The sequence below is a fragment of the Streptomyces hygroscopicus genome (genome assembly GCF_026168105.1).
In the GTDB taxonomy this organism is placed as follows: domain Bacteria; phylum Actinomycetota; class Actinomycetes; order Streptomycetales; family Streptomycetaceae; genus Streptomyces; species Streptomyces hygroscopicus_D.
In genome coordinates, this window is the sequence record NZ_LBMW01000018.1 from 14,501 (window position 1) to 35,546 (window position 21,046).

A 21,046-nucleotide genomic window follows, 5' to 3' on the forward strand; every position below is an offset into this window, starting at 1 on the left:
CCCTAGGGAGACACCCGTGAAGGTCGGCTGCATCGGACTGGGCGACATCGCGCAGAAGGCCTATCTACCGGTGCTCGCGACGCAGCCGGGCCTCGAACTGCACCTTCAGACGCGGACGCCCGCAACTCTCCACCGCGTCGCCGACAGCCTGCACCTTCCGCAGGAGCAGCGGCACGTCGGCCTGGACGCGCTGCTCGCCCAGGGCCTCGACGCGGCGTTCGTGCATGCTCCCACCACCGCTCACCCCGAGATCGTGACGCGGCTCCTGGAGGCGGGCGTGTCGACGTACGTCGACAAACCCCTCGCCTACGAACTCAACGAGTCCGAACGGCTGGTGCGGCTCGCGGAGGAGAGGGACGTGAGCCTCATGGTGGGCTTCAACCGGCGCTACGCCCCCGGATATGTGCAGTGCGCCGACCATCCCCGCGAGCTGATCCTGATGCAGAAGAACCGCATCGGACTGCCCGAGGAACCGCGCACGATGATCCTCGACGACTTCATCCACGTCGTGGACACCCTGCGGTTCCTGGTGCCGGGGCCGGTCGACGACGTGACCGTGCGGGCCCGAGTCGAGGACGGTCTGCTGCACCATGTGGTGCTCCAGCTGGCCGGTGACGGATTCACCGCGCTCGGCGTGATGAACCGGCTGAGCGGTTCGGCGGAGGAGATCCTGGAGGTCTCGGGGCAGGACACCAAGCGGCAGGTGTGCAACCTCGCGGAGGTCATCGACCACAAGGGTCAGCCGACCGTGCGACGGCGCGGGGACTGGGTGTCGGTGGCCCGGCAGCGCGGCGTCGAGCAGGCCGCGCTCGCCTTCCTCGACGCCGTCCGCGCCGGCAAGGTCCTCAGCGCCCGTGACGCACTGGCGACTCACCAACTGTGCGAGCGGGTGGTGGCTGCGGTGCAGGAGCCGCCCGTCGCGCTCTGACGGCCCGGAAACCCTCGGCCGCGCACAGCCCCGCGAGCGCCAGCAGTGCCGCGTGCACCGGCCAGTCGCCGTAGCGGACGTACGGGGTGACGCCGTGCGCGAGCGGGACGTCGTACACCGCCGATGCGCTTTCGTGGGTGCCCAGCCAGGAGCCGACGCGCTCGCCGCTCGGGCCGTAGACGGCCGAGACGCCGGTCAGAGTGGCGTGCACCATCGGACGGCCGGTCTCCGCAGCGCGCAGCGCGGCCAGCGAGGCGTGCTGCTCCGGCGCCCAGCTGTGCTGGAACGTCGACGTCGCCGACTGGGCGAGCAGCACCTCGGCGCCCTTCTCCGCGAGGTGGCGGCTCATGTCCGGGAAAGCGGACTCGAAGCAGACCATCGGGCCGACACGCAGTCCGTGCCCGACGTTCATGACCACCTGCTCGGTGCCGCGCCCCCGGTCCTCGCCGGCCGCCCTGCCGACCGAGGTGGCCCAGCCGAGCACGGACCGCGCCGGTATGTACTCGCCGAACGGGACGAGCCGCATCTTGTCGTAACGGTCGCCGGTCGGGCCCTGGGGGCCGACGAGCACCGAGCTCTTGTAGATGCCGGGGTGGTCGGAGCGGCGGGCGTCGACGTTGACGAGGATGTCGGCCTTCACCCGCCGCGAGAGCGCCGCGATCCGGCCGGCCAGGTCAGGGCGGTGTGCGAGGTCGAATCCGACGCTGCTCTCGCCCCACACGACCAGGTCGACGTCCCGCCCGGCCAGCTCGCGGGTCAGCTGTTCCTCGCGGTCGAAGCGCTCGGCGGCGCTGTCCGCGCCGCCGACGATCCCTGGCTGGACGACCGCGATCCGCACCCGCCCGTCGAGAGCGGGGCTGGGCGACCAGAACCAGGCCGCCGACGTCGCGGCGGCCGTGGCGACGAGCCCGGCCAGGGCCGGGAGGCGTGATGCGCGCACCGACACGAGCAGGGCCAGGGCGACGTTCACGGTCACGACCAGGAAGCTCAGCAGCCACACCCCGCCGACCGAGGCGAGCCGCAGCGCGGGCTGCACCTGCCACTGGCTCGACCCGAGCAGCCCCCAGGGACCGCCCAGACCCTGCCAGGAGCGCACCAGCTCGACCATCAGCCAGCCCGAGGGCAGCACCACGAGAGCGGCGCCGAGCCGGCCCGGCGAGGGCACGCCCGCCAGGAAGCGCCGCACCAGCAGACCCCAGGGTGCCCACAGCGCGCCGAGCAGCGCCGCTATGACGAATGTGAACACGTTCAGACTCGGGATCAGCCAGTGGTGCACGGCCGTCATGAAGCCGAACCCGCCGAGCCAGCCATCGTACGCAGCCTGCCGTGCGGTCGGCGCGGAGCGGGCGAGCAGGATCCACGGGACCAGGGCCACATAGGCGAACCACCACAGGGACGGCGCCGGGAAGGCCACCATCGGCAGCGCGCCCGCGAGCACGGCGGCGGTACCGCGCCGCCAGCGGGAGGTGAGCCAGTTGCCGGTCATCCTCATTCGGCGCCTCCCTCCCCAGGGCATGTCACCAGTGTGCGCGCCGGAGAGGATCTTCGACAGGGGGCGTGCGGGAGTGCGGCGGGGGCTGCTCAGGCGGTCGGACTCGCACGGCGTGGTGGGGGAGTGCGGCGCCACTTCTCCTCGACCACCACCTCGCACAGCCGCCAGCCCTCGTACGTGCGCAGGAACGCGAAGGCGTACCGGCCGCCGCAGACGAAGTCGGGCTCGGACGTTCGGGCTGGACCGGAAGGACCGGGAGGCCCGGAAGGACTGGAAGGATCGAGAGGACCGGAAGGACTGGAAGGACCGGAAGGACTGGAAGGACCGGAAGGACCGGAAGGACCGGAAGGACTGGACGGGGCGGAGGCCGCAGCGGGATCGCCGTCCGGTCCCGCCCATCGCATGGGGTTGATGTAGTCGGCCCGGAGCCAGGCCGTGTCACCGACGTCCTGCTCCAGGACACCGAACCGCACGCGCCGGTTGACGATCAGATGCTGGCGCATCGGAAACAGCCGCATGGTCTGTTCCAGCCACCCGGCGACCTGCCCGGCATCGCCCTCGATACCTCCGGCCGACCGGTAGTCGGCGCGCCCGTCCGCCGTGAACAGCCCGCGGTACGCCTCCCAGTCCCCGTCGTCCACGGCCACCGCGTACTCGGTGACGAGTCCGTCGACGGCCAGCCGGTCCATCACGGTCGCGAGCTCCACGCGCTGGGTCATCGGCTCAGTGTTGGGTACGGGGGTGGCACAGCCAAGGGGCGTGCGGGGAATTTCGGGCCGGGCGGGTCATCCGGCCGTGCGGGGCGGAGGCGGTGCGCGGTGGCGCCCCGAGCGGTGGCCGTACGTACGGTGGGGGAGCGTCAGGTGTCCCGCCGGCGACGGCGGGCGGGACGCGTACGCGGGGCAGGCCACGTCCCGGCCCGAGGGCGCCGAGTGGCTCTTCGGACGCGAGCAACGTCACCGGCGACCTGGTCCCGCGGTGGCTCCGCCGAGCGGTGGATCGGCCGCGGCCCTGCCCCGGAACTGGAGACCGATCCGCGGCGCTGACCGGTCACGACGCCCCGGTCAACCACGCCGCCCCCGGCCGGGACGGCTGTTGGCGACCGCGACCGCACAGCCGCGTGGCGGCTCCCCGGCCCGCGTCGGCTGTGCCGAGGCTCGTCCTCAGGCCGCCTCGATGACCTCGCTGCGTATCGCGGCCGCCCACTCCACGACCAGCAGCTCGTACTCCGTGCGCTCCTGGGCCGACAGAGTGCCGCCCGCGCGCAGCCACAGCGCGCGGATCCGCTCGTTTAAGTCGTCGGCAGAGCGCGTGGAACCAGGGCTCATGACATCGGGGGACATGCGGACAAGCCTAGGGGCAAGGGCTGACGGTGCGCTACCGCATGGCTACGCCCACGGTATGTGGTTGGTCACGATCGGTTCTGCGGAGGGGAGTTGGTGGATTCCGTCGCCGGGGTCGACGCCGCCTCCGGTCCGGCCGTCCGGTGTTCGGCCCAGGCGTGGGACCAGGCCAGGAGCGGCTGCACCGCGGTGACCAGGTCGTCGCCCAGAGGGGTCAGGCGCCAGGCCGAGTCGGGGCCGGAGGTCGCCAGTCCGGCCGTGCGGAGTTCCGTGAGGCGGGCCGACAGGACGATGGAGGACATTCCGTCGCAGAGGCGCCGGAGTTCGCGGAAGCCGTAGGTGCTGGAACGTCATCCCGAACTCGCCTCCCGCATACGGACGTTGGGAGCAGGACTGCTCGTCCGCGGTCGGCTGGACCACGCCGATCGCGAACTTGTGATCGCCAGGGTCACCGCACGCTGCGGGTGCGCGTACGAGTGGGGCGTCCACATGGCCACGTACGCGGAAGTCGCCGGACTCACCCCGGAGCAGGCCGCTCTCACCGCGACCGGCTCCGCCGACGACCCCGCCTGGTCACCCCGGCGGGCGGCCCTGGTGCGTGCCGTCGACGAACTCCACGCCACCGCACGGCTGGGCGACGACACCTGGGCCCGTCTCCGCGCCCACCTCGACGAACGCGAAGCGCTTGAACCGCTGGTGCTGGCCGGCTGGTACCGCACGATCGCGTACGTAGCGAACGGGCTCGAGATAGGGCCGGAGCCGTGGGCCCGCGCCTTGCCCGAAGGCTGGGACGAGCCCGCCGACTCGGCTGCGTGAGGACTCGGCTCACCGGCGCACGGTGAGGAGGCGTCCGTATGACGATCGGCACCTTGTGCATCGTGCATGCTCACGGCGACCGCCTCACGCGCCGGGGACATCGTCACGGACCGCCGGCCCAAAGATCACCGGTTGCACAAGGGCCTGCAGCCGCATCGAGGTGCACGACGTCAATCCCGCGTCGCGGTCCTGAGCGCCGACCTGGACGTCTGCCGGGGGGACCTCGTGGGCGGGCCTACGGGGCGGCCGGACCGGAGACCGTCCAGCCGGGCGCCTGCGGATGTGCCGTCAGGTCCTCGTGGCGGACCTCGTCGCCGCAGACGGAGCAGGTGACGACCGGGAGCAGTGGTTTGCCGCAGTTGTGCTCGATCACCATGGGGCGATCGTCATCCCTCCGGAGATGGCGGTCGCCCCACGCCATGAGGGTCATCAGGACCGACTCCAGTTCCAGGCCCGCCGCCGTGGGCCTGTACTCGAAGCGCTGCGGCCGCTCGCTGTACATCTTCTTCGCCAGGATCCCCGCCTCCACCAGACGCTTCAGCCGCGTGGCCAGGATGTCGCGCGGCGCTCCGATGTTGCGCACGAGCTGGTCGAACCGTCCGTTGCCGAGGCACACCTCGCGCAGGACGAGCAGGGAGTACTTCTCACCGACCAGGGCGAGGGTGTCGGCGATCGAGCAGGGGCGCGGGTCTTTGGAGGCGGCCATGCCTCCAGTCTAGGCGAGAGTTGGATTTTCCAACTCATAGAGCTATGGTGGGTCCGGATTTCCTACTCACTGGTAATCGCCCACCGGCACCCGCCGGGCAAGGAGGCCGCACCAATGCGCGACGCCGTGATCGTCGAAGCCGTACGCACCCCGGTCGGCAAGGGCAGGCCGAACGGCGCCCTCGCCCATGTCCACCCTGTGGAGCTCCTCGCGCACACGCTGCGCACCCTCGTCGAACGCTCCGGCATCGACCCGGCGCTCATCGACGACGTCATCGGCGGCACCGTCGACCAGGTCGGCGAGCAGGCGATGAACACCACCCGGTACGCCGTGCTGTCCGCAGGCTTCCCGGAGACCGTGCCCGCGACCACCGTGGACCGCCAGTGCGGCTCCTCCCAACAGGCGGTGCACTTCGCCGCGCAGGGCGTGCTCTCGGGCGCGTACGACATCGTCGTGGCCTGCGGCGTGGAGTCCATGAGCCGGGTACCGATGTGGTCGAACGTGCCTCCGGGCAAAGACCCCTTCGGGCCCAAGGTCGCCGAGCGCTACCCGGAGGGTCTGGTGCCGCAGGGCGTCAGCGCCGAGCTGATCGCCGCGAAGTGGTCCATCACCCGCGAGCGGATGGACGCCTTCGCCGTGTCCTCGCACCGGAAGGCGGCAGCGGCCTGGGACGCGGGCCTGTTCGACGCCGAGACGGCTCCTCTGGAGGGCCTGACGCGTGACGAGTGCATACGTCCGTCCAGCACCACCGAGATCCTGGCCGGGCTCAAGCCCGCCTACCACGACCCCTCCTTCGCCGAGCGCTTCCCGCAGATCGAGTGGAACGTCACGGCGGGCAACGCCAGCCCCATCAACGACGGGGCGTCGGCCGTGCTGATCACCTCCAGTGAGACGGCGGCCCGCCTCGGCCTGCGCCCGCTCGGCCGGCTGCACAGCTTCGCGGTGACCGGCTCCGACCCCCTGCTGATGCTCACGGGTGTCATCCCCGCTACCGAAAAGGTACTGCGCAAGGCGCAGTTGACCCTCGACGACATCGACCTCTTCGAGGTGAACGAGGCCTTCTCCAGCGTCGTGCTCGCCTGGCAGCAGGAGACGGGCGCCGACCTCGCCAAGGTCAACGTCCACGGCGGGGCCATCGCCGTCGGCCATCCGCTGGGCGCCAGCGGCACCCGTCTGACCACCACCCTGGTGCACGCGCTGCGCGCGCGGGGAGCGCGCTACGGTCTGCAGACGATGTGCGAGGCGGGCGGCCTCGCCAACGCGATGATCCTCGAGGTGGTCTGACCGGTCAGACCGCGCGCAGGTGGTGGCGCTTGCGCCAGGCCACCACCGCGCCGGCCAGCGCCGGTACCGCGATGAACACCATCGCGATCAGGAAGGCGGGCGAGGTCGGCTTCGAGGCGCGGGCGCCGGCGACGGCGTAGGCAGCGGTGTTCGGAACCGAGCCCAGCGCCGTCGCGAGCAGGAACGGCGCCCAGCGCATCCGGGAGACGGCCGCGCAGTAGTTGGCCGCCCAGAACGGCACTGCCGGGAACAGCCGGGCCGCCATCATCGTTCGGAAGCCGTGCCGGGTGAGCTGCTCGTCGGCCGCCTTCAGCCAGCGTCCGCGCAGCAGTGGGCGCAGCGCGTCCTGCCCGAGCACCCGTCCGAGCCCGAATGCCATCCCGGCTCCCACCACCGTGCCCGCGAGGGCCGTGCCGGTGCCCAGCGCCGAGCCGAAGAGGGCTCCCGCCGCGACGTTCAGCAGCGGGCGGGGCACGAACGCGACCGTGCACAGCCCGTACGCCGCAGCGAAGACGACGGCCGCCGCGGCACCCCCGAGCTGCGGCGGCCAGCCGTGCTCCAGCAGCTTCTGCGGCTGGAACTGCAGCACACAGCAGGCGGCCGCGGCGAGCAGGAGCACGAGCAGGGACAGCCGCGACCAGGGTGACAACAGCACTCTCGTGCAGCGGGCGGTGAACCCGAGCGGTACGACGACGGCAGCGGCCGGCGCGGCGACGAGCTCCGTGACGGCGACGAGCTCCGTGACGGCGGCCCGGGGAGAGGCCGTGGCGGTGCCCCCAGAGCGGGTGGTGGCATCGAGCATCCGGCGACAGTAGCCGACGGTGTGTGTGATCGCCGTATGGTCCGTCTCGCGGAGGTCATGGCGTCAGGGCAACGGGCCCCGCACGAAAAACCATTCGACGTCGGCGGGCCCTTCGGCGAGGATCTACGCCATGTTCCGGTACGCCTTCGTTCTCGCAGCATCCGCCGCCGCGGATGCGCCGAAGGCTGCCGTTCCCGTCCTCGTGGCCGCCGTCGACGGCGCCCGAAGCTGACCCTTCCCGGATTGTCCGGCGGACCCCGCAGGGGGAGGGTCGGCAAGTCCTTGGGGTCCCCGTCCCGGTCGGACCGTCCGACGCCGGGGCCGTCACTCGGCATCACTGAAGAGGCTTCGAGGTACAGCCATGTCCAAAACGGCATACGTGCGCACCAAACCGCACCTGAACATCGGCACGATGGGGCACGTCGACCACGGCAAGACCACTCTGACCGCCGCTATCACCAAGGTCCTCGCCGAGCGGGGGACCGGCACGTTCGTCCCCTTCGACCGGATCGACCGGGCCCCGGAGGAGGCGGCGCGCGGTATCACCATCAACATCGCGCACGTCGAGTACGAGACCGACACCCGGCACTACGCGCACGTGGACATGCCGGGCCATGCCGACTACGTCAAGAACATGGTCACAGGTGCCGCGCAGCTCGACGGGGCGATCCTCGTCGTCTCCGCGCTCGACGGGATCATGCCGCAGACCGCCGAACACGTGCTGCTCGCCCGGCAGGTGGGCGTGGACCACATCGTCGTCGCGCTGAACAAGGCCGACGCGGGCGACGAGGAGCTCACCGACCTCGTTGAGCTGGAGGTCCGCGACCTGCTGACCGCCCAGGGCTATCCGGGCGACGCCGTACCTGTGGTACGAGTCTCCGGGCTCAAGGCCCTTGAGGGCGAGCCCCGTTGGACTGCGGCGATCGACGCGCTGCTCGACGCGGTGGACACGTATGTGCCCATGCCCGAGCGGTACGTGGACGCGCCGTTCCTGCTGCCTGTTGAGAACGTGCTCACGATCACCGGTCGCGGCACGGTCGTCACGGGCGCCGTCGAGCGCGGCACGATCCGCGTCGGCGACCGGGTCGAGGTGCTCGGCGCCGGCCTGGAGACCGTGGTCACCGGTCTGGAGACCTTCGGCAAGCCCATGGAGGAGGCGCAGGCCGGGGACAACGTGGCGCTGCTGCTGCGCGGGGTGCCGCGCGACGCGGTGCGCCGCGGGCACATCGTCGCCGCGCCCGGCAGCGTCGTGCCGAGCCGCCGCTTCTCGGCGCAGGTGTACGTGCTGTCGACGCGGGAGGGCGGCCGTACGACCCCGGTCTCGACCGGCTACCGGCCACAGTTCTACATCCGCACCGCGGACGTGGTCGGCGACGTCGACCTCGGCGGGACGGCCGTCGCCCGGCCCGGTGACACGGTGACCATGAGGGTGGAACTGGGCCGCGAGGTGCCGCTGGAGCCCGGCCTGGGCTTCGCGATCCGCGAAGGCGGCCGGACCGTCGGCGCGGGCACCGTGACGTCCGTCGGCTGACGGCTGCGGGAGGGTCCGGGGGGCGAGGCCGCGCCCCGGACCCTCCCGCACCCGCACAATGGAGCTGTGAGCGAGCCCATACCCGTCACCCGTACCGTCGACCACGGCACCGCCAAGCTGATGCCCGATGTGGACCGGGACAGGGCATGGCTGCTGACGGTCGACGGGTCACCGCAGTCGTACGTCGATCTGGACGCGCCGACGCACCTGGAGTTCGAGTACGCGCGTCGTCTCGGCCATGTGCTGGACACGGTGAAGGAGCCGTGGCGGCCCCTGGACGTGCTGCACCTCGGCGGGGGCGCGCTCACCCTGCCGCGCTATCTCGCCGCGACCAGACCGGGCTCACGGCAGGACGTGGTGGAGGCCGACCGGGGCCTGCTGGACCTCGTCATGGAACACCTTCCGCTGCCGGCCGACGCCGGTGTCGTCCTGCACCCGGCCGACGCCCGCGCGTGGCTGGAGGCCGCCGAGCCGGACTCCGCCGACATCGTGATCGCGGACGTCTTCGGCGGCTCCCGTGTCCCCGCCCACCTGACCACGGTGGCGTACGCACGCGCCGCCGAGCGGGTGCTGCGCCCGGACGGTGTCTACCTGGCGAACCTCGCCGACGCCGCGCCCTTCGCATTCCTGCGCTCTCAACTCGCCACTTTCGCGGCGGTGTTCGAGGAACTGGCGCTGATCGCGGAGCCGGGCGTGCTGCGCGGCCGCCGCTTCGGCAACGCCGTGCTCATCGCCGCCCACCGGCCGCTCGACACGGCCCCGCTCGCCCGCCGCACCGCCGCGGACGCGTTTCCGGCCCGCGTCGAACACGGGTCGGCGCTCCGGGACTTCACGGGTGGTGCGGAGCCCGTCCACGACGAGAACGCCGTCCCGTCACCCGAACCGCCCGACGGGTCCTTCACGATCGGTTGACGGGTCCCTCACGATCGTCCGACGGGAGGCCCGCCCGCCAGGTGCCACCACCGCCATGGCACCCGGGGGCGCCGACTCAGGACGCCGTCGGGTCGCCGTGGAGGCGGACGGTGCTCAGAATCTTCATGATCGTCGCGTCCGGGAGCTCGTCCTTCACACCCGTGGCCCCGTAGAGGTTCCACGCGACGAAGTCGCCCGTGGAGTTCTTGAAGCCGAACGTGATGGCCTTGCCGTCGCTCGCGCACTTCCCCTTCTGGGGCGTGTTCCTGGAGCGGGCCCAGGCGATGCTGCCCTGGACGCCGGACGCGGTCGTGTACGGCTTCGCCTTCTTGTCGAAGGTCACGCTCTTCTTGTCGGGCTGCGTGTATCCGCCGTACACCCACCAGGCCACCTGGTTCACCGCGACCTCGTCGGTGTTCTTGGCGCCGCTCGCTCCCTTGGTGCCCGCCGCGGCCAGCGCGGTGCTGTCCGGACGGCCGCTCTTGCCGTCGTCGGACGTGCACCAGTTCTCTTTGAGGTACGCGGGCGCGGACATGGTGATCAGGGGCTTGGCACCGGCCTTGGCGTTGTGGTCCTCGAAGCCGATCATCAGGTCCGGCGACTTGACGTCCCAGTCCGGTGGCACGTCGAAGGCCGTGCCCCACTTGGGGTTGACGACGACCTTCCAGCCCGGGACGGTCGGCTTGTCGGCGCCGCCGCCGCGCGGGTTGTCGGTCGCGGAGCTCGAGGGTGCCGCGCTCCGCGAGGTGGTGGGAGACGCCGTGCCGTTCTTGCCGCCGCCGGCGTTGTCCTTCTTGTTGCCGCCCAGGACCAGGACCCCGGTGACGGCCGCGGCCACGACCACGGCCGTCGCCGCCCCGATGGCGATGACCTTCGTCCGGTTCCCGCCGCCCCCGCCGCTCGGCGGCTGGGGCGCACCCGCGGGCGAGGGCGCGCCCCACTGCGGCTGCCCCGGCTGCTGATAGGGGTTGGGCTGCTGATAGTCCGGCTGCTGGTACGGGTTCGGCTGCTGGTACCCCGGCTGCTGGTAGGGGTTCTGGTTCTGCGGGTTCTGCTCGCCCCCGGGCGGCTGCTGTCCTGGCCACATGGGCAGTAACCCTAGTGCCGCCTGTGACACGTTTCGGTCACTGCCCCTCGTCAGACCTGTACCGGATGCGGGGTGTTCACGACCCCGACGCCTCCTTGTCGAGCCGTACGGTGGCCGCGATCTTCCGCACGGTGGCGTCCGGTACCTCGCCGGATACGCCCTTGGCGCCGAAGAACGACCAGGAGGTGAGGTCCCCTTGGGCGTTCCGGAAGGCGAACGTCCACGCCTTGCCGTCCGTTGCGCACTTTTTCGATTTCTCCACACCTACGGACCAGGCTGTGCCCAAACTGCCCTTGAGGCCGGAGTTCGTGGTGAAGGGCTCGACAGCGCCGGACTTCACCTTCGTCCGGTCGGGCTGGGTGTACTGCCCGTAGATCCAGGCCTTCGAGTCGGCACGCGCTATCTCCTCGGTGCCCTTCGCCCCGTTGTTGCCCCTGGAGCCCGCCGCGGCCAGCGGACTGTACTCGTACGTGCCGTCCTTGTTGTCGTCCGAGGCGCACCAGCGCTCCTGCAGGAACGCGGGTGCGCGCATGGCGACCAGTGGCTTGTCGTCGGGGTCGCCGTTCTCGGAGACCCAGGTGACCCAGTCCGTCGACTTGAGTGCCCACTGGGGCGGCACGTCGAACGCGACCCCCGATTCCGGGTTCACGACGACCTTCCAGCCCTTGACAGTGGCCTGCTCGCTGTCCGCGCCCCGCGGGTTGCTCGGGCTCGGCCGCGGAGAAACGGAGCGGGTGGGCTCCGGGCCGACCGCCCTGCCTCCGCCGCCCCCGCCGAGCAGCGCGAACCCGGTCACGCCGGCGGCGATCACCACGGCCCCCGCGGCGAGGACCGCGACAAGTTTTGTGTTGTTGCGGCCGCCCCCGGGCGGAGGCGTGACCCCGCCGGCCGGGTGCGGCGTCGTGTTCCACGACTGGGGTTGTTGATAGGGGTTCGGCTGCTGGTACGGGTTGGGCTGCTGGTATCCCGGCTGCTCGTACGGGTTCGACCGCTGTCCGGCCGCGGGCTGCTGCGGGCTCGGCCCGCCCCCCGGCGGCTGCTCTCCTGGCCACATGGACCGCAACGATACGACGATCAACACCCAGCCCTGGCCATGGCTGGCTACTCGCGGGTAACATCGCGGCATGAGCGCAGACCAGATGTCGATCGGCGAGATGCTCGCCGCCACGGTGCCGATGGCCAGGACCCTGAACCTGGAGTTCCTGGAGACCACGCCGGAGAAGGCCGTGGTGGCCCTGCCGGACCAGAGCGACTTCCACAACCACGTCGGCGGGCCGCACGCCGGGGCGATGTTCACGCTGGGTGAATCGGCGAGCGGCGCGATCGTGCTGGCCGCGTTCGGGGACCAGCTGTCGCGGGCCGTTCCGCTCGCCGTCAGCGCCGAAATCGCCTACAAGAAGCTCGCCATGGGCCCGGTCACCGCGACCGCCACGCTCGGCCGCCCCGCCGCCGAGGTCGTCGCCGAGCTCGACGCCGGTCAGCGGCCCGAGTTCCCCGTCTCCATCGCCATCCAGCGCGGGGACGGCGCCGTCTCCGGCGAGATGACGGTGGTGTGGACCCTGCGTCCCAACGGCTGACGGCGTCCGCGCCGCCGTATGCCGAAGGGCCCCGGCCGGGGACGTGCTTCCGGCCGGGGCCCTTCGGCGTGCCGCCGCGCCCCCTGTCAGAACCGCAGATACCGGCTGGGATCCGACGCCGACGTGGTGCGGATGCTCAGGGAGTCCGGCCGGAAGTCGTTGTACGCGCTGCGGTAGCCGTACTCGTGCAGTGTGACCGTCCCGTCGTCGCCGACGGCCGCGACGTAGGCGACGTGCCCCTGGCCGCCCGCGCCGTGCACGCCCGGGTCCCACTGCGCGATGTCGCCGACGTGCGGGACCGTGCTGGTCACGGCGCCGGTCCAGTGCCGGGCTTCGCCACGGAAGTCGGGGGACTTGCGGTGGGGGCGTCCATCGGCGCGGATCGCCCAAGCGGCGAACGAGGTGCAGGAGCGCCTGGGGTAGCCGTGGCCGTCGGCCGTCCGGGGGCCGGTCGCGTCCTTCCACGGGTAGGCGGCCGGGTCGGCCGCGGTCAGGGACGGGAGCCGCGGGGAGCGTGCCAAGGTGGCGGTGGAACCGGGAGCGGTCGTGGCTGCGGGCGCCGCGTGGCCCGTGGTGCCGAAGACCGCAAGGGCGGCCGTGGCCGTCACTCCGGCGGCCACGACGCGTAGTGATTTCTTCGACGTGCGCCTGTGCATGGGGGGTTGGTCCTTTCCGAAGAGCTTGTCGCAGCGTCGGGGCGGGACGTTTCGGTGGCGGTGTCGGGACGTGGTGGTCGGAACGGTGCGGTCCGGCGGTCAGCCCCGAACCGCACCGACCAGCGCGCGTATCTCGAACTCCTTCTGGGCGACGGTTTCTTGATGAGGCCTCAGAACACTGCCCAGCCAGCCGAGAAGGAAGCCAGCGGGAATCGAGACGATCCCGGGGTTCTGCAGCGGGAACCATGCGAAGTCGACATGCGGGTAGATCGAGGTGGGCGTGGAGGACACCACCGGAGAGAACACCACGAGGAGAATGGAGCAGATCAGACCGCCGTACAGGCTGAGCAGTGCGCCGTGTGCGCTGAAGCGGCGCCAGAAAAGGCTGTAGACGAGGGCCGGCAGGATGGCCGACGCGGCGATGGCGAAGGCGAGGAACGCCAGGCTCGCGGTACTCGTCTCCCACGGCAGCAGGGCGAGCAGCATGCCCAGGAGGCCGATCACGGCCGCCGCCATGCGTGCCACGCCGAGCTCCTCCGCCTGTGTCGCCCTGCCCTTGCGGACCACCTCGCCGTAGAGGTCGTGGGCGAGCGAGGAGGCCGCGGCGAGGGTGAGCCCGGCCGCGACCGCGAGCAGCGTCACGAAGGCCAGACAGGAGATCAGCGCGGTGAGCACGCCGCCGCCGATGGACTGGGCGAGGAGCAGGACGGCCGCGTCGCCCCTTGGGTCGATCCTCGCGATGGCCTCCCGGCCGACGATCGCGGTGGCGCCGAGACCGAGGATCCCCGCGGCCAGGCAGACGAAGCCGACGAGGCCCATGGCCCAGACGACCGAGGTACGCAGCACACCGTTGGTGCGCGGGGCGAGCAGTCGCATCACCACATGGGGGAGCGCGGCCAGACCGAGCACGATGGCCAGCTCCAGACTGAAGAAGTCGAGCTTGCTGGTGATGCCGCCGCCGTAGCGCAGCCCGGACTCCAGGAAGCGCGGGCCCACGCCGCTGTTGTGTGCGGCGGCCGACAGGAGCGCGTTGACATTCCAGCGGAAATGGGTCAGCACGACGACCGCCGTGATCGCCACACCGGCCACCAGCATCACGGCCTTGACGACCTGGATGAAGGTCGCGCCGGGCATTCCGCCGAGGGCCGCGTACACCACGACGATGGTGCCGATGACGACCACGCACAGGGTGCGGGTGATCTGACTGGGCTCGCCGATGAACTGGGTCAACAGTGCGACACTGCCGATGAGTTGGGCCACCAGGTAGAGAGTGGTGACCGTCAGGGTGCAGATGGCGAGGGCGAGGCGGACGGGCCGATGGAGGCGCGGCAGGCGCAGCGCCAGGGTGTCGCCGAGGGTGAACCTGCCGGAGTTGTGCAGGGGTTCGGCGATCACGAGCAGCACCGTCATCCAGGCGACCGTGGTCCCGCCCAGGTAGAGCAGGCCGTCGTAGCCCGTGAGTGCGACCAGGCCCGTACTGCCCAGGAGGGTCGCCGCCGACACGTAGTCGCCGCACATCGCCAGGCCGTTGCGCAGTGCGGACATGTTCCGGTTGCCGAGGTAGAACTCGCTGATCTCGTCGCGCTGGGGGGCCGTCAGCAGCGCGGTGAACAGGGTGACCACGACGACGGACAGAAAGAGGACGAAGGTCAGCTGCAGGCTGAGCCGGTTCGCGACGCTTGCGGAGACCGTCACCACGCGCGGAACCGCCCCTCCTGCGGGACACGAGGCCTCTCCCGCCCGGCGCGGCCCGGCTCCGGACGGCCCAGCTCCGCGCGGAGCCGACGCGCCGCGGGGTCGATGCGTCGGCGCATGTGCACGGTGTAGCGCCATACGGCAAAGGCCACGACCGCGAACTGGGCGAGGCCGAGGGCAAGACCGAGGGTGAGGTGTCCGGCCAGGGGCCGGTTCATCACCCGCGAGGCGAAACTCGACAGGAGCACGTACAGCAGAAAGCCACCCACGACCAGCGTCGCGGCGATGGCTCCGAAGGTGCGGAAGGAGCGGCGCAACGACTGGAATTCGGGATGTTCGTACAGGGACGGGTACCTCGTGGAATCGGCTGTCGGGGCGGGGGAAGGGGGCCGGTTGGTTTGTTGTGGGGGATATCCGTACATGACGCACCTTCTTTTTGCTGCCGTGTACCGCACTTCCGGAGGACGCCGACTCAGGAATGGCTCATCGAGAACTTCCGGATACCGAAACCGGGATCGTGTGCGGATTCTGTGGGGAGTTCGTGACGTTTCCGTTCTCGGGTTTTTCGGGTTTTCGGGGAGGTCGGGACGGCCTTGGGTGAGGTCCGTGACCGGGTCGGGTGCGGAGTATTGCAGTGCAGCCTTTGAACAATCAACCGCCTGTGCGGAGGGGAATTTGAAGAGGGTTGTTTCCGCTTTCCTGTCGGCTTTAATGCGTTTCTTGTTTCAAGGCTCCGGCGGGCCTTGTCCGACAGGCCGGGGTCCGTGCCGTCCCTGACGGCCGCGCGTCCAGTCGTCCCCGAAGGCCGTGCGACCAAGGGCGGGGGACACCCTGGCCGGGACCGTCCACCGGGAGCATCGGTGCGGACTGTGAGAGGCCCCGGATCCCGGTGAGCAGGTAGGCTTCCCGGGGGCACGCCCGACCAGACGTGCGCCCGCGAGAACACGGACGCGAATCGGGGAGGAACCGGCGGTGCACGTCCAGGAATGGCTCGACACGGTACCCGCGGCCGCCGTCTACGCGGTGGTGGCCCTGGTGATCGGTCTGGAGAGTCTGGGCATTCCGCTCCCGGGCGAGATCGTCCTGGTCTCCGCCGCGCTGATGTCCTCGCAGCACTCCGGCATCAACCCGATCGTCCTCGGCGCCTGTGCGAGCGCCGGCGCCGTCGTCGGCGACTCCATCGGTTACGCGATCGGCCGCAAGGGCGGACGGCCGCTGCTGGCCTGGCTCGGGAAGAAGTTCCCGAAGCACTTCAGCGAGGGCCATGTGACGACCGCAGAGCGGTCCTTCGAGAAGTGGGGTATGTGGGCGGTCTTCTTCGGCCGCTTCGTCGCCCTGCTGCGGATCTTCGCCGGCCCGCTCGCCGGTGTGCTGCGGATGCCGTACTGGAAGTTCCTGATCGCCAACTTCCTCGGCGGCGTGATCTGGGCGGGCGGCACCACGGCGGGCATCTATTACGTCGGTGTCGTCGCCGAGTCCTGGCTGAAGAAGTTCTCGTGGGTCGGGCTGGTCGTGGCCGTGCTGCTGGGGCTGGCGTCGATGCTGGTCGTCAAGAGGAAGGCCAAGAAGGCGGGGGCCGCGCAGCGGGAAGCCGAAACGGAAGCCGTGCCTGCGGGGGAGTAGAAGCCGCGCCGCATCCTCGTACCCGTGGGTGCCAGTGGCCCCTGCGAGGTGCCCCTCGTCGGGCGCCGCTCAGTCGTGCAGCCGTGTCAGTCGTGGACTTCTCGATGTGCCCTTGCCAGTTCCGCGTACATCGTGCCGTTCAGCGTGATGCCCTCGCGCTCCTCGTGGGTGAGCTGTCGCCTGACCTTTGCGGGTACTCCCGCGACGAGTGAGCCCGGGGGCACCTGCATGCCCTGCGGCACCAGTGCCTGCGCGGCGACCAGCGAGCCCGCGCCGATCACCGCGCCGTTGAGGACGGTGGCGCCCATCCCGATCAGACAGTCGTCCTCCACGGTCGCGCCATGGACGACGGCGTTGTGCCCGATGGAGACGCGTTCGCCGACGGTGACCGGGAAGCCCGGGTCGGCGTGCAGCGTGCAGTTGTCCTGCACGTTGCTGCTCGCGCCCACTGCGATCCGTTCGACGTCGCCGCGCAGCACCGCTCCGTACCAGACGCTCGCGCCCGCGTTGAGCGTCACATCGCCGATCACCACGGCCGTGGGTGCCGTGAACGCCTCCTGATGCACCTTCGGATCCTTGCCGCCGATGCCCGTGATCAGCGCCTTGTGCGTCATCGCCGTCTCCTCGTGGTCGGTACACCCGCACCGTACGCCATCGGTGGGGTGAAGATCACAGCCGTGCGGTCGCGTGGGCGCACCCCGGGCCCATTACGGTGTGCGGGTGCCCAGGAGCAAGAACACGTTCTCATCATGGTGTCGTGGCCTCGCGCAGCGCGTCGTCCACGCGGGCTGGGCCTGGGTGCAGCGCACGGGGTCCGTGACCGCGGAGCACCCCGGGCGCTTCCGCTTCGGCGCGATGGGAACGGGTACCAGGCTCGCCTTCCCGCTCGGCACGGTCTTCGGCGAGCCCTGGATCCATGTCGGCGCGCACTGCATCATCGGCGAACAGGTCACCCTGACCGCCGGTCTGATGCCCGGCCTCGACCTCGGCCCCGACCCGATCCTGCGTATCGGCGACGGCGTCGTCCTGGGCCGTGGCAGTCATGTCATCGCCGACACCACGGTCGCGATCGGCAGCGACTGCTACTTCGGGCCCTACGTCTATGTGACCTCCACGAACCACTCCTACGACGACCCGCACCAGCCCATCGGCAAGCAGTGGCCGCGGATGGAGCCGGTGGAGATCGGTCCGGGTTGCTGGATCGGAACCGGCGCGGTGATCCTGCCGGGAGCGCGGATCGGGCGGAACGTGGTGGTGGCGGCCGGAGCGGTCGTCCGCGGAGCCGTACCGGACCACGCGGTGGTGGCCGGGGCCCCGGCGCGGGTCGTGCGGCGCTGGACGCCCGAGGCCGGCTGGCAGCCGCCGCTGAGGACCCCGGCCCCGGTGCCCATACCCGACGGGGTCACGCCGGAGCAGCTGCTGGCGCTGTCGGAGCTGGACGAGGACACCGTGGCCCACCTCGCGGAGCTGGACGCCGAGTCGGCCGAGTCATGAGTCAGCCGGTGGCGAGGAGCACCGTGCCGACCAGCGCGAGGCCCGCACCCGCCGCCTGCACCGCGCGCAGCCGCTCGCTGAGGAAGCCGCGCGCGGCGAGCGCCGTGACCACCGGATAGAGCGAGGCGAGCACGGCGGCCACGGTGACCGGGCCGTGCTGGGCGGCGACGGCGTACGTCCCGTTGGCGGCGACGTCGGCGAGACCGACGAAGGCGAGCGCGGGCAGGGAGCGCCAGGGGAAACCGTCCTGCGGGAGCGCCGCCGTTCCGCGCCGCACGGCGACGTACAGGGCGGCACCGCCCGCGACGACGTTGGTCAGGCGTTGTACGAAGAGCGCCAGGAAGAGCCCGGTGACCGTCGTCGACGCCTCCGCGATCAACGCGAACACGGTGCCGAAGCCAAGCGCGGCGACCAGCGTGAGCAGGATCGCCCGCCGCTGGACCGGCGCGCCCCTGAGCTGGGGGCCGCCCGCTAGTACGACCCCGGCGACGGCTACGGCGATGCCCGCGGCCTGCAGCAGCCCGGGGCGCTCGCCGAGCGCGAGTCCCACGCCGACGGGGACCGCCACGCTCAGGGTGGCGAGCGGCGAGACGACGCCCATGGGGCCCATGGCGAGAGCCTGATAGAAGGAGAGCAGGGCGACGGGCCCGATCAGGCCCGCGGCGAGCGCGAACCACAGTCGTGGTCCAGCCTCGCCCCAGCCGCCGGTGGCCACCACGATCGCGCCGAGCACCGTCGCCGCGATGGTCTGCGAGACGACGACCACCGTCAGGCCGGGCATCCGCCGGGTGAGCAGCCCGCCGCCGAAGTCGGCCAGGCCCCACAGGAGGCTGGTGGCCAGGGCGAAGAGTGCTGTCATGAGCTGCCTCGCAGTACAGTTCAGTGAACGATCAGGTGCACCACACGATAGTTCATTCTATTCAACTCTGTCATATAAAATATTGGACGGAATGTGTCGGACCTCGACCTGCTGACCCAGTCCCTGGCGCGCAACGTCAAGCGCTGGCGCAACGAGCGGGGCTTCACCCTGGAAACGCTCGCGGCCCGCGCCGGAGTCAGCCGCGGCATGCTCATTCAGATCGAGCAGGCCCGCACCAACCCGAGCATCGGCACGGTCGTCAAGATCGGTGACGCGCTCGGCGTCAGCATCACCACCCTGCTCGACTACGAACAGGGCCCCAAGGTCCGCATCGTTCCCGCCGAGCAGGCGGTGCGCCTCTGGGACACCGACGCCGGCAGCTACAACCGGCTCCTCGCGGGCACTGAGGCGCCCGGCCCGCTGGAGATGTGGGACTGGCGACTGATGCCCGGCGACCGCAGCCCCTCGGACCCGCACCCCGTCGGCACGGTCGAGCTCGTCCATGTCACCGCCGGCGAGCTGACGCTGACCGTCGACGGAGTCGACTACCGGGTACCGACCGGAGCGAGCGCCTCCTTCGAGGCAAGCGCCCCGCACACCTACGGCAATGACGGCGACGTCCCGATGGAGATGGTGATGGCCGTCTCGGTGCCGCCCGTGCGCTGAGACGCCCGTCCGGCGGCCGGTGCCGGGCATACAGGGCTGTTAGCGTGCGGTCATGCGCGCACCCATCGGACACTTCGACAAGGCCACCCCGGCGCCCGACTGCCTGGACGAGCTGACAGCCCCGGTGGCGAACGCCGTACGCGAGTGGACCGGCAGCGTGCCCGCCGACCGGATCGTCTACGTCGACACCGAACCCGAGTGGGCGGACACCGCGGTCTTCCTGGAGCACTACGGCAAGGAGTTGCTCGACCGGTCCGCCAACTGCGTCGTGGTCGCGGGCAAGCGGGGCGGCGAGACGACACTGGCCGCCTGCCTGGTCCTCTCCGGCACGCGGGCCGATGTGAACGGAGTGGTCCGCCGCCAACTAGGCGCCCGCAAGGCCTCGTTCGCTCCGATGGAGGTGGCGACGGGGGAGACCGGCATGGAGTACGGGGGCATCACACCGATCGGACTGCCCGTCGGCTGGCCGGTGTTGGTGGACTCGGCCGTCGTGGACCTGCCGTACGTGCTGGTCGGCAGCGGCCGACGCCGGGGGAAGCTGCTGGTGCCGGGCAAGGCATTCGCGGAGCTGGCGAACGCGGTCGTGCTGGAGGGGCTGGGCGTCTGACGCCCCTGCGGGGGGTGTGGCGTTCGGCCGTGCCGGGCCGTTGCTCCGTCGTACCTGTGCCGAGGGCCGGTCGGGCCTACGGTGACCGCGCGCGTGCCGGGCCCGGCGTCCCCGTACGGAGAGCGCCGTGTCTGGCGCGGCTCCGGCTCGCGGGCCTGGTCGACACGCGCAAGGAAGGCCGCCGCGTGATCTACTCGCTGCGCGACGGCCATCTGCGCCGGGTCGTGGACGAGGCGCTCAGCATGGCCGACCACCGGCTCACCAACCGCCCGGCGCACGACTGAGGCTCGTTCGGCCGACATGTGAAAACGGCTGTGGGCCAGGACCGAGGGGTCCTGGCCCACAGCCGTGCCGGGGTTGGGCCGAGGCCCGAGAAGGGGTATCAGGCGGCGGTCGGAGCAGCCTCGGAGAGCTGCGCGAGGACCTTGGTCAGGCCCTCGACGACCTCGGAGTCGTCGGCCGGGTGGGTCTCTGCGAAGCGGACCACGGAGCCGGGGATGGACAGCTTGGCGTCCTCGAGGACCGCGGCACCGGCGATGCCCAGGGCCTTGCGGGTCTCGTCCTGCGCCCACACGCCGCCGTACTGGCCGAACGCGGTGCCCACCACGGCGACCGGCTTGCCGCTCAGGACGCCGGCGCCGTAGGGGCGCGACAGCCAGTCGATCGCGTTCTTCAGCACCGCCGGGATGGTGCCGTTGTACTCGGGCGAGAACAGGAGCAGGGCGTCGGCCTGGGCAGCGGCGGTGCGCAGCGTGGTCGCGGCCTCGGGCGCGCTGCCCTCGACGTCGATGTCCTCGTTGTAGAAGGGGATGAGGCCCAGACCCTCGTAGAGCACGACCTCGACGCCCTCGGGGGCGTGCTTCACCGCCGCCTCGGCGAGCTGGCGGTTGTGGGAACCGGCGCGAAGGCTGCCGACGAGAGCGAGGATGCGTACGGACATGGAAATCTCCGGGGGGTATCAGATCAGT

23 protein-coding genes and 2 pseudogenes are annotated in these 21,046 nt (G+C 71.1%); 11 read left to right on the forward strand and 14 right to left on the reverse strand.

Annotated features, from left to right (window positions below):
* Window positions 1–16 precede the first annotated feature (16 nt).
* Window positions 17–928, forward strand: a complete 912-nt coding sequence (locus AAW14_RS18630; protein WP_265564995.1) for a Gfo/Idh/MocA family protein — start codon at window positions 17–19, stop codon at window positions 926–928.
* Here AAW14_RS18630 and lnt read toward each other — a convergent pair.
* The 4 genes and pseudogenes from lnt to AAW14_RS18650 form a co-directional block, all read right to left on the reverse strand.
* The gene (gene lnt / locus AAW14_RS18635) at window positions 846–2,420 is read right to left on the reverse strand and encodes an apolipoprotein N-acyltransferase (RefSeq protein WP_265564996.1); all 1,575 of its coding nucleotides are present in this window, start codon (window positions 2,418–2,420) and stop codon (window positions 846–848) included. The genes AAW14_RS18630 and lnt overlap by 83 nt on opposite strands.
* Window positions 2,421–2,509: 89 nt before the next feature.
* Window positions 2,510–3,139: a nuclear transport factor 2 family protein gene (locus tag AAW14_RS18640; RefSeq protein ID WP_265564997.1), complete on the reverse strand. Its 630-nt coding sequence runs from the start codon at window positions 3,137–3,139 to the stop codon at window positions 2,510–2,512.
* Between the two features lie 444 nt (window positions 3,140–3,583).
* Entirely contained in the window at window positions 3,584–3,763 is a 180-nt protein-coding gene (locus AAW14_RS18645; protein WP_265564998.1) for a hypothetical protein, read from the reverse strand.
* Window positions 3,764–3,831: 68 nt separating this feature from the next.
* Window positions 3,832–4,083, reverse strand: a pseudogene (locus tag AAW14_RS18650) (winged helix-turn-helix transcriptional regulator); the annotation flags it as partial.
* 19 nt (window positions 4,084–4,102) lie between these two features.
* On the opposite strand from AAW14_RS18650, the gene AAW14_RS18655 reads away from it, so the two are divergent.
* Window positions 4,103–4,579, forward strand: a complete 477-nt coding sequence (locus tag AAW14_RS18655; protein WP_265565000.1) for a carboxymuconolactone decarboxylase family protein — start codon at window positions 4,103–4,105, stop codon at window positions 4,577–4,579.
* A 235-nt stretch (window positions 4,580–4,814) separates the two neighbouring features.
* Here the strand turns inward: AAW14_RS18655 and AAW14_RS18660 are convergent, their stop codons facing one another.
* Window positions 4,815–5,285 carry a winged helix-turn-helix transcriptional regulator gene (locus AAW14_RS18660; protein WP_265565001.1) on the reverse strand — a complete coding sequence of 157 codons (471 nt, stop codon included), beginning with the start codon at window positions 5,283–5,285 and terminating at the stop codon, window positions 4,815–4,817.
* A gap of 114 nt (window positions 5,286–5,399) precedes the next feature.
* Here AAW14_RS18660 and AAW14_RS18665 point away from each other — a divergent pair, with 114 nt between their 5' ends.
* Entirely contained in the window at window positions 5,400–6,569 is a 1,170-nt protein-coding gene (locus AAW14_RS18665) for a thiolase family protein (RefSeq protein WP_265565002.1), read from the forward strand.
* Window positions 6,570–6,573: 4 nt separating this feature from the next.
* Here AAW14_RS18665 and AAW14_RS18670 read toward each other — a convergent pair whose 3' ends face one another.
* Window positions 6,574–7,371, reverse strand: a complete 798-nt coding sequence (locus AAW14_RS18670; protein ID WP_265565003.1) for a TVP38/TMEM64 family protein — start codon at window positions 7,369–7,371, stop codon at window positions 6,574–6,576.
* 361 nt (window positions 7,372–7,732) lie between these two features.
* Between AAW14_RS18670 and tuf the strand changes: the two genes are divergently transcribed.
* Together tuf and AAW14_RS18680 are read left to right on the forward strand one after the other, a co-directional pair.
* A complete protein-coding gene (gene tuf, locus AAW14_RS18675; protein WP_265565004.1) occupies window positions 7,733–8,902 on the forward strand; it encodes an elongation factor Tu in 1,170 nt (389 codons plus the stop codon).
* Window positions 8,903–8,968: 66 nt separating this feature from the next.
* Window positions 8,969–9,814 carry a spermidine synthase gene (locus tag AAW14_RS18680; protein ID WP_265565005.1) on the forward strand — a complete coding sequence of 282 codons (846 nt, stop codon included), beginning with the start codon at window positions 8,969–8,971 and terminating at the stop codon, window positions 9,812–9,814.
* 76 nt (window positions 9,815–9,890) lie between these two features.
* On the opposite strand, the gene AAW14_RS18685 is transcribed toward AAW14_RS18680, so the two are convergent.
* Window positions 9,891–10,901: a hypothetical protein gene (locus tag AAW14_RS18685; RefSeq protein ID WP_265565006.1), complete on the reverse strand. Its 1,011-nt coding sequence runs from the start codon at window positions 10,899–10,901 to the stop codon at window positions 9,891–9,893.
* A 76-nt stretch (window positions 10,902–10,977) separates the two neighbouring features.
* On the reverse strand, window positions 10,978–11,955 hold the full coding sequence (locus AAW14_RS18690; protein ID WP_265565007.1) for a hypothetical protein: 978 nt from the start codon (window positions 11,953–11,955) through the stop codon (window positions 10,978–10,980).
* A gap of 85 nt (window positions 11,956–12,040) precedes the next feature.
* Between AAW14_RS18690 and AAW14_RS18695 the strand changes: the two genes are divergently transcribed.
* Complete coding sequence (locus tag AAW14_RS18695; protein ID WP_265565131.1) at window positions 12,041–12,478, forward strand: DUF4442 domain-containing protein; 438 nt, start codon at window positions 12,041–12,043, stop codon at window positions 12,476–12,478.
* Between the two features lie 86 nt (window positions 12,479–12,564).
* Here AAW14_RS18695 and AAW14_RS18700 read toward each other — a convergent pair whose 3' ends face one another.
* From AAW14_RS18700 to AAW14_RS18710, 3 genes are all read right to left on the reverse strand, one after another.
* Window positions 12,565–13,134, reverse strand: a complete 570-nt coding sequence (locus AAW14_RS18700) for a CHAP domain-containing protein (protein ID WP_265565008.1) — start codon at window positions 13,132–13,134, stop codon at window positions 12,565–12,567.
* Between the two features lie 99 nt (window positions 13,135–13,233).
* Window positions 13,234–14,832, reverse strand: coding sequence for a cation acetate symporter (locus AAW14_RS18705; RefSeq protein ID WP_265565009.1), 1,599 nt, complete (start codon window positions 14,830–14,832; stop codon window positions 13,234–13,236).
* A complete protein-coding gene (locus AAW14_RS18710; protein WP_265565010.1) occupies window positions 14,826–15,251 on the reverse strand; it encodes a DUF485 domain-containing protein in 426 nt (141 codons plus the stop codon). Before AAW14_RS18710 ends, AAW14_RS18705 begins: the two co-directional genes overlap by 7 nt.
* Before the next feature lie 550 nt (window positions 15,252–15,801).
* Here AAW14_RS18710 and AAW14_RS18715 point away from each other — a divergent pair.
* On the forward strand, window positions 15,802–16,452 hold the full coding sequence (locus AAW14_RS18715; RefSeq protein WP_265565011.1) for a DedA family protein: 651 nt from the start codon (window positions 15,802–15,804) through the stop codon (window positions 16,450–16,452).
* An 86-nt stretch (window positions 16,453–16,538) separates the two neighbouring features.
* Here AAW14_RS18715 and AAW14_RS18720 read toward each other — a convergent pair whose 3' ends face one another.
* A complete protein-coding gene (locus tag AAW14_RS18720) occupies window positions 16,539–17,066 on the reverse strand; it encodes a gamma carbonic anhydrase family protein (RefSeq protein ID WP_265565012.1) in 528 nt (175 codons plus the stop codon).
* 106 nt (window positions 17,067–17,172) lie between these two features.
* Between AAW14_RS18720 and AAW14_RS18725 the strand changes: the two genes are divergently transcribed.
* Window positions 17,173–17,946 (forward strand): acyltransferase, encoded by a 774-nt coding sequence (locus AAW14_RS18725; protein WP_265565013.1) that lies wholly within the window; start codon window positions 17,173–17,175, stop codon window positions 17,944–17,946.
* A 1-nt stretch (window position 17,947) separates the two neighbouring features.
* On the opposite strand, the gene AAW14_RS18730 is transcribed toward AAW14_RS18725, so the two are convergent.
* Entirely contained in the window at window positions 17,948–18,805 is an 858-nt protein-coding gene (locus AAW14_RS18730; RefSeq protein WP_265565014.1) for a DMT family transporter, read from the reverse strand.
* Between the two features lie 93 nt (window positions 18,806–18,898).
* On the opposite strand from AAW14_RS18730, the gene AAW14_RS18735 reads away from it, so the two are divergent.
* From AAW14_RS18735 to AAW14_RS18745, 3 genes and pseudogenes are all read left to right on the forward strand, one after another.
* Complete coding sequence (locus tag AAW14_RS18735) at window positions 18,899–19,471, forward strand: helix-turn-helix domain-containing protein (protein ID WP_265565015.1); 573 nt, start codon at window positions 18,899–18,901, stop codon at window positions 19,469–19,471.
* 52 nt (window positions 19,472–19,523) lie between these two features.
* Window positions 19,524–20,078, forward strand: coding sequence for a YbaK/EbsC family protein (locus tag AAW14_RS18740; protein ID WP_265565016.1), 555 nt, complete (start codon window positions 19,524–19,526; stop codon window positions 20,076–20,078).
* 131 nt (window positions 20,079–20,209) lie between these two features.
* A pseudogene (locus AAW14_RS18745) lies at window positions 20,210–20,362 on the forward strand (transcriptional regulator); the annotation flags it as partial.
* Window positions 20,363–20,460: 98 nt separating this feature from the next.
* Here AAW14_RS18745 and AAW14_RS18750 read toward each other — a convergent pair.
* Window positions 20,461–21,018 carry an NAD(P)H-dependent oxidoreductase gene (locus AAW14_RS18750; RefSeq protein ID WP_265565017.1) on the reverse strand — a complete coding sequence of 186 codons (558 nt, stop codon included), beginning with the start codon at window positions 21,016–21,018 and terminating at the stop codon, window positions 20,461–20,463.
* Between the last annotated feature and the right edge of the window lie 28 nt (window positions 21,019–21,046).

Bases quoted from the DNA above. Each gene is read 5' to 3' on its own strand.
- lnt (WP_265564996.1), bottom strand. From the start codon at position 2,420: ATGAGGATGACCGGCAACTGGCTCACCTCCCGCTGGCGGCGCGGTACC.
- AAW14_RS18640 (WP_265564997.1), bottom strand. From the start codon at position 3,139: ATGACCCAGCGCGTGGAGCTCGCGACCGTGATGGACCGGCTGGCCGTC.
- AAW14_RS18645 (WP_265564998.1), bottom strand. From the start codon at position 3,763: ATGTCCCCCGATGTCATGAGCCCTGGTTCCACGCGCTCTGCCGACGAC.
- AAW14_RS18660 (WP_265565001.1), bottom strand. From the start codon at position 5,285: ATGGCCGCCTCCAAAGACCCGCGCCCCTGCTCGATCGCCGACACCCTC.
- AAW14_RS18665 (WP_265565002.1), top strand. From the start codon at position 5,400: ATGCGCGACGCCGTGATCGTCGAAGCCGTACGCACCCCGGTCGGCAAG.
- AAW14_RS18670 (WP_265565003.1), bottom strand. From the start codon at position 7,371: ATGCTCGATGCCACCACCCGCTCTGGGGGCACCGCCACGGCCTCTCCC.
- tuf (WP_265565004.1), top strand. From the start codon at position 7,733: ATGTCCAAAACGGCATACGTGCGCACCAAACCGCACCTGAACATCGGC.
- AAW14_RS18685 (WP_265565006.1), bottom strand. From the start codon at position 10,901: ATGTGGCCAGGACAGCAGCCGCCCGGGGGCGAGCAGAACCCGCAGAAC.
- AAW14_RS18690 (WP_265565007.1), bottom strand. From the start codon at position 11,955: ATGTGGCCAGGAGAGCAGCCGCCGGGGGGCGGGCCGAGCCCGCAGCAG.
- AAW14_RS18695 (WP_265565131.1), top strand. From the start codon at position 12,041: ATGTCGATCGGCGAGATGCTCGCCGCCACGGTGCCGATGGCCAGGACC.
- AAW14_RS18700 (WP_265565008.1), bottom strand. From the start codon at position 13,134: ATGCACAGGCGCACGTCGAAGAAATCACTACGCGTCGTGGCCGCCGGA.
- AAW14_RS18710 (WP_265565010.1), bottom strand. From the start codon at position 15,251: ATGTACGGATATCCCCCACAACAAACCAACCGGCCCCCTTCCCCCGCC.
- AAW14_RS18720 (WP_265565012.1), bottom strand. From the start codon at position 17,066: ATGACGCACAAGGCGCTGATCACGGGCATCGGCGGCAAGGATCCGAAG.
- AAW14_RS18730 (WP_265565014.1), bottom strand. From the start codon at position 18,805: ATGACAGCACTCTTCGCCCTGGCCACCAGCCTCCTGTGGGGCCTGGCC.
- AAW14_RS18740 (WP_265565016.1), top strand. From the start codon at position 19,524: ATGCGCGCACCCATCGGACACTTCGACAAGGCCACCCCGGCGCCCGAC.
- AAW14_RS18750 (WP_265565017.1), bottom strand. From the start codon at position 21,018: ATGTCCGTACGCATCCTCGCTCTCGTCGGCAGCCTTCGCGCCGGTTCC.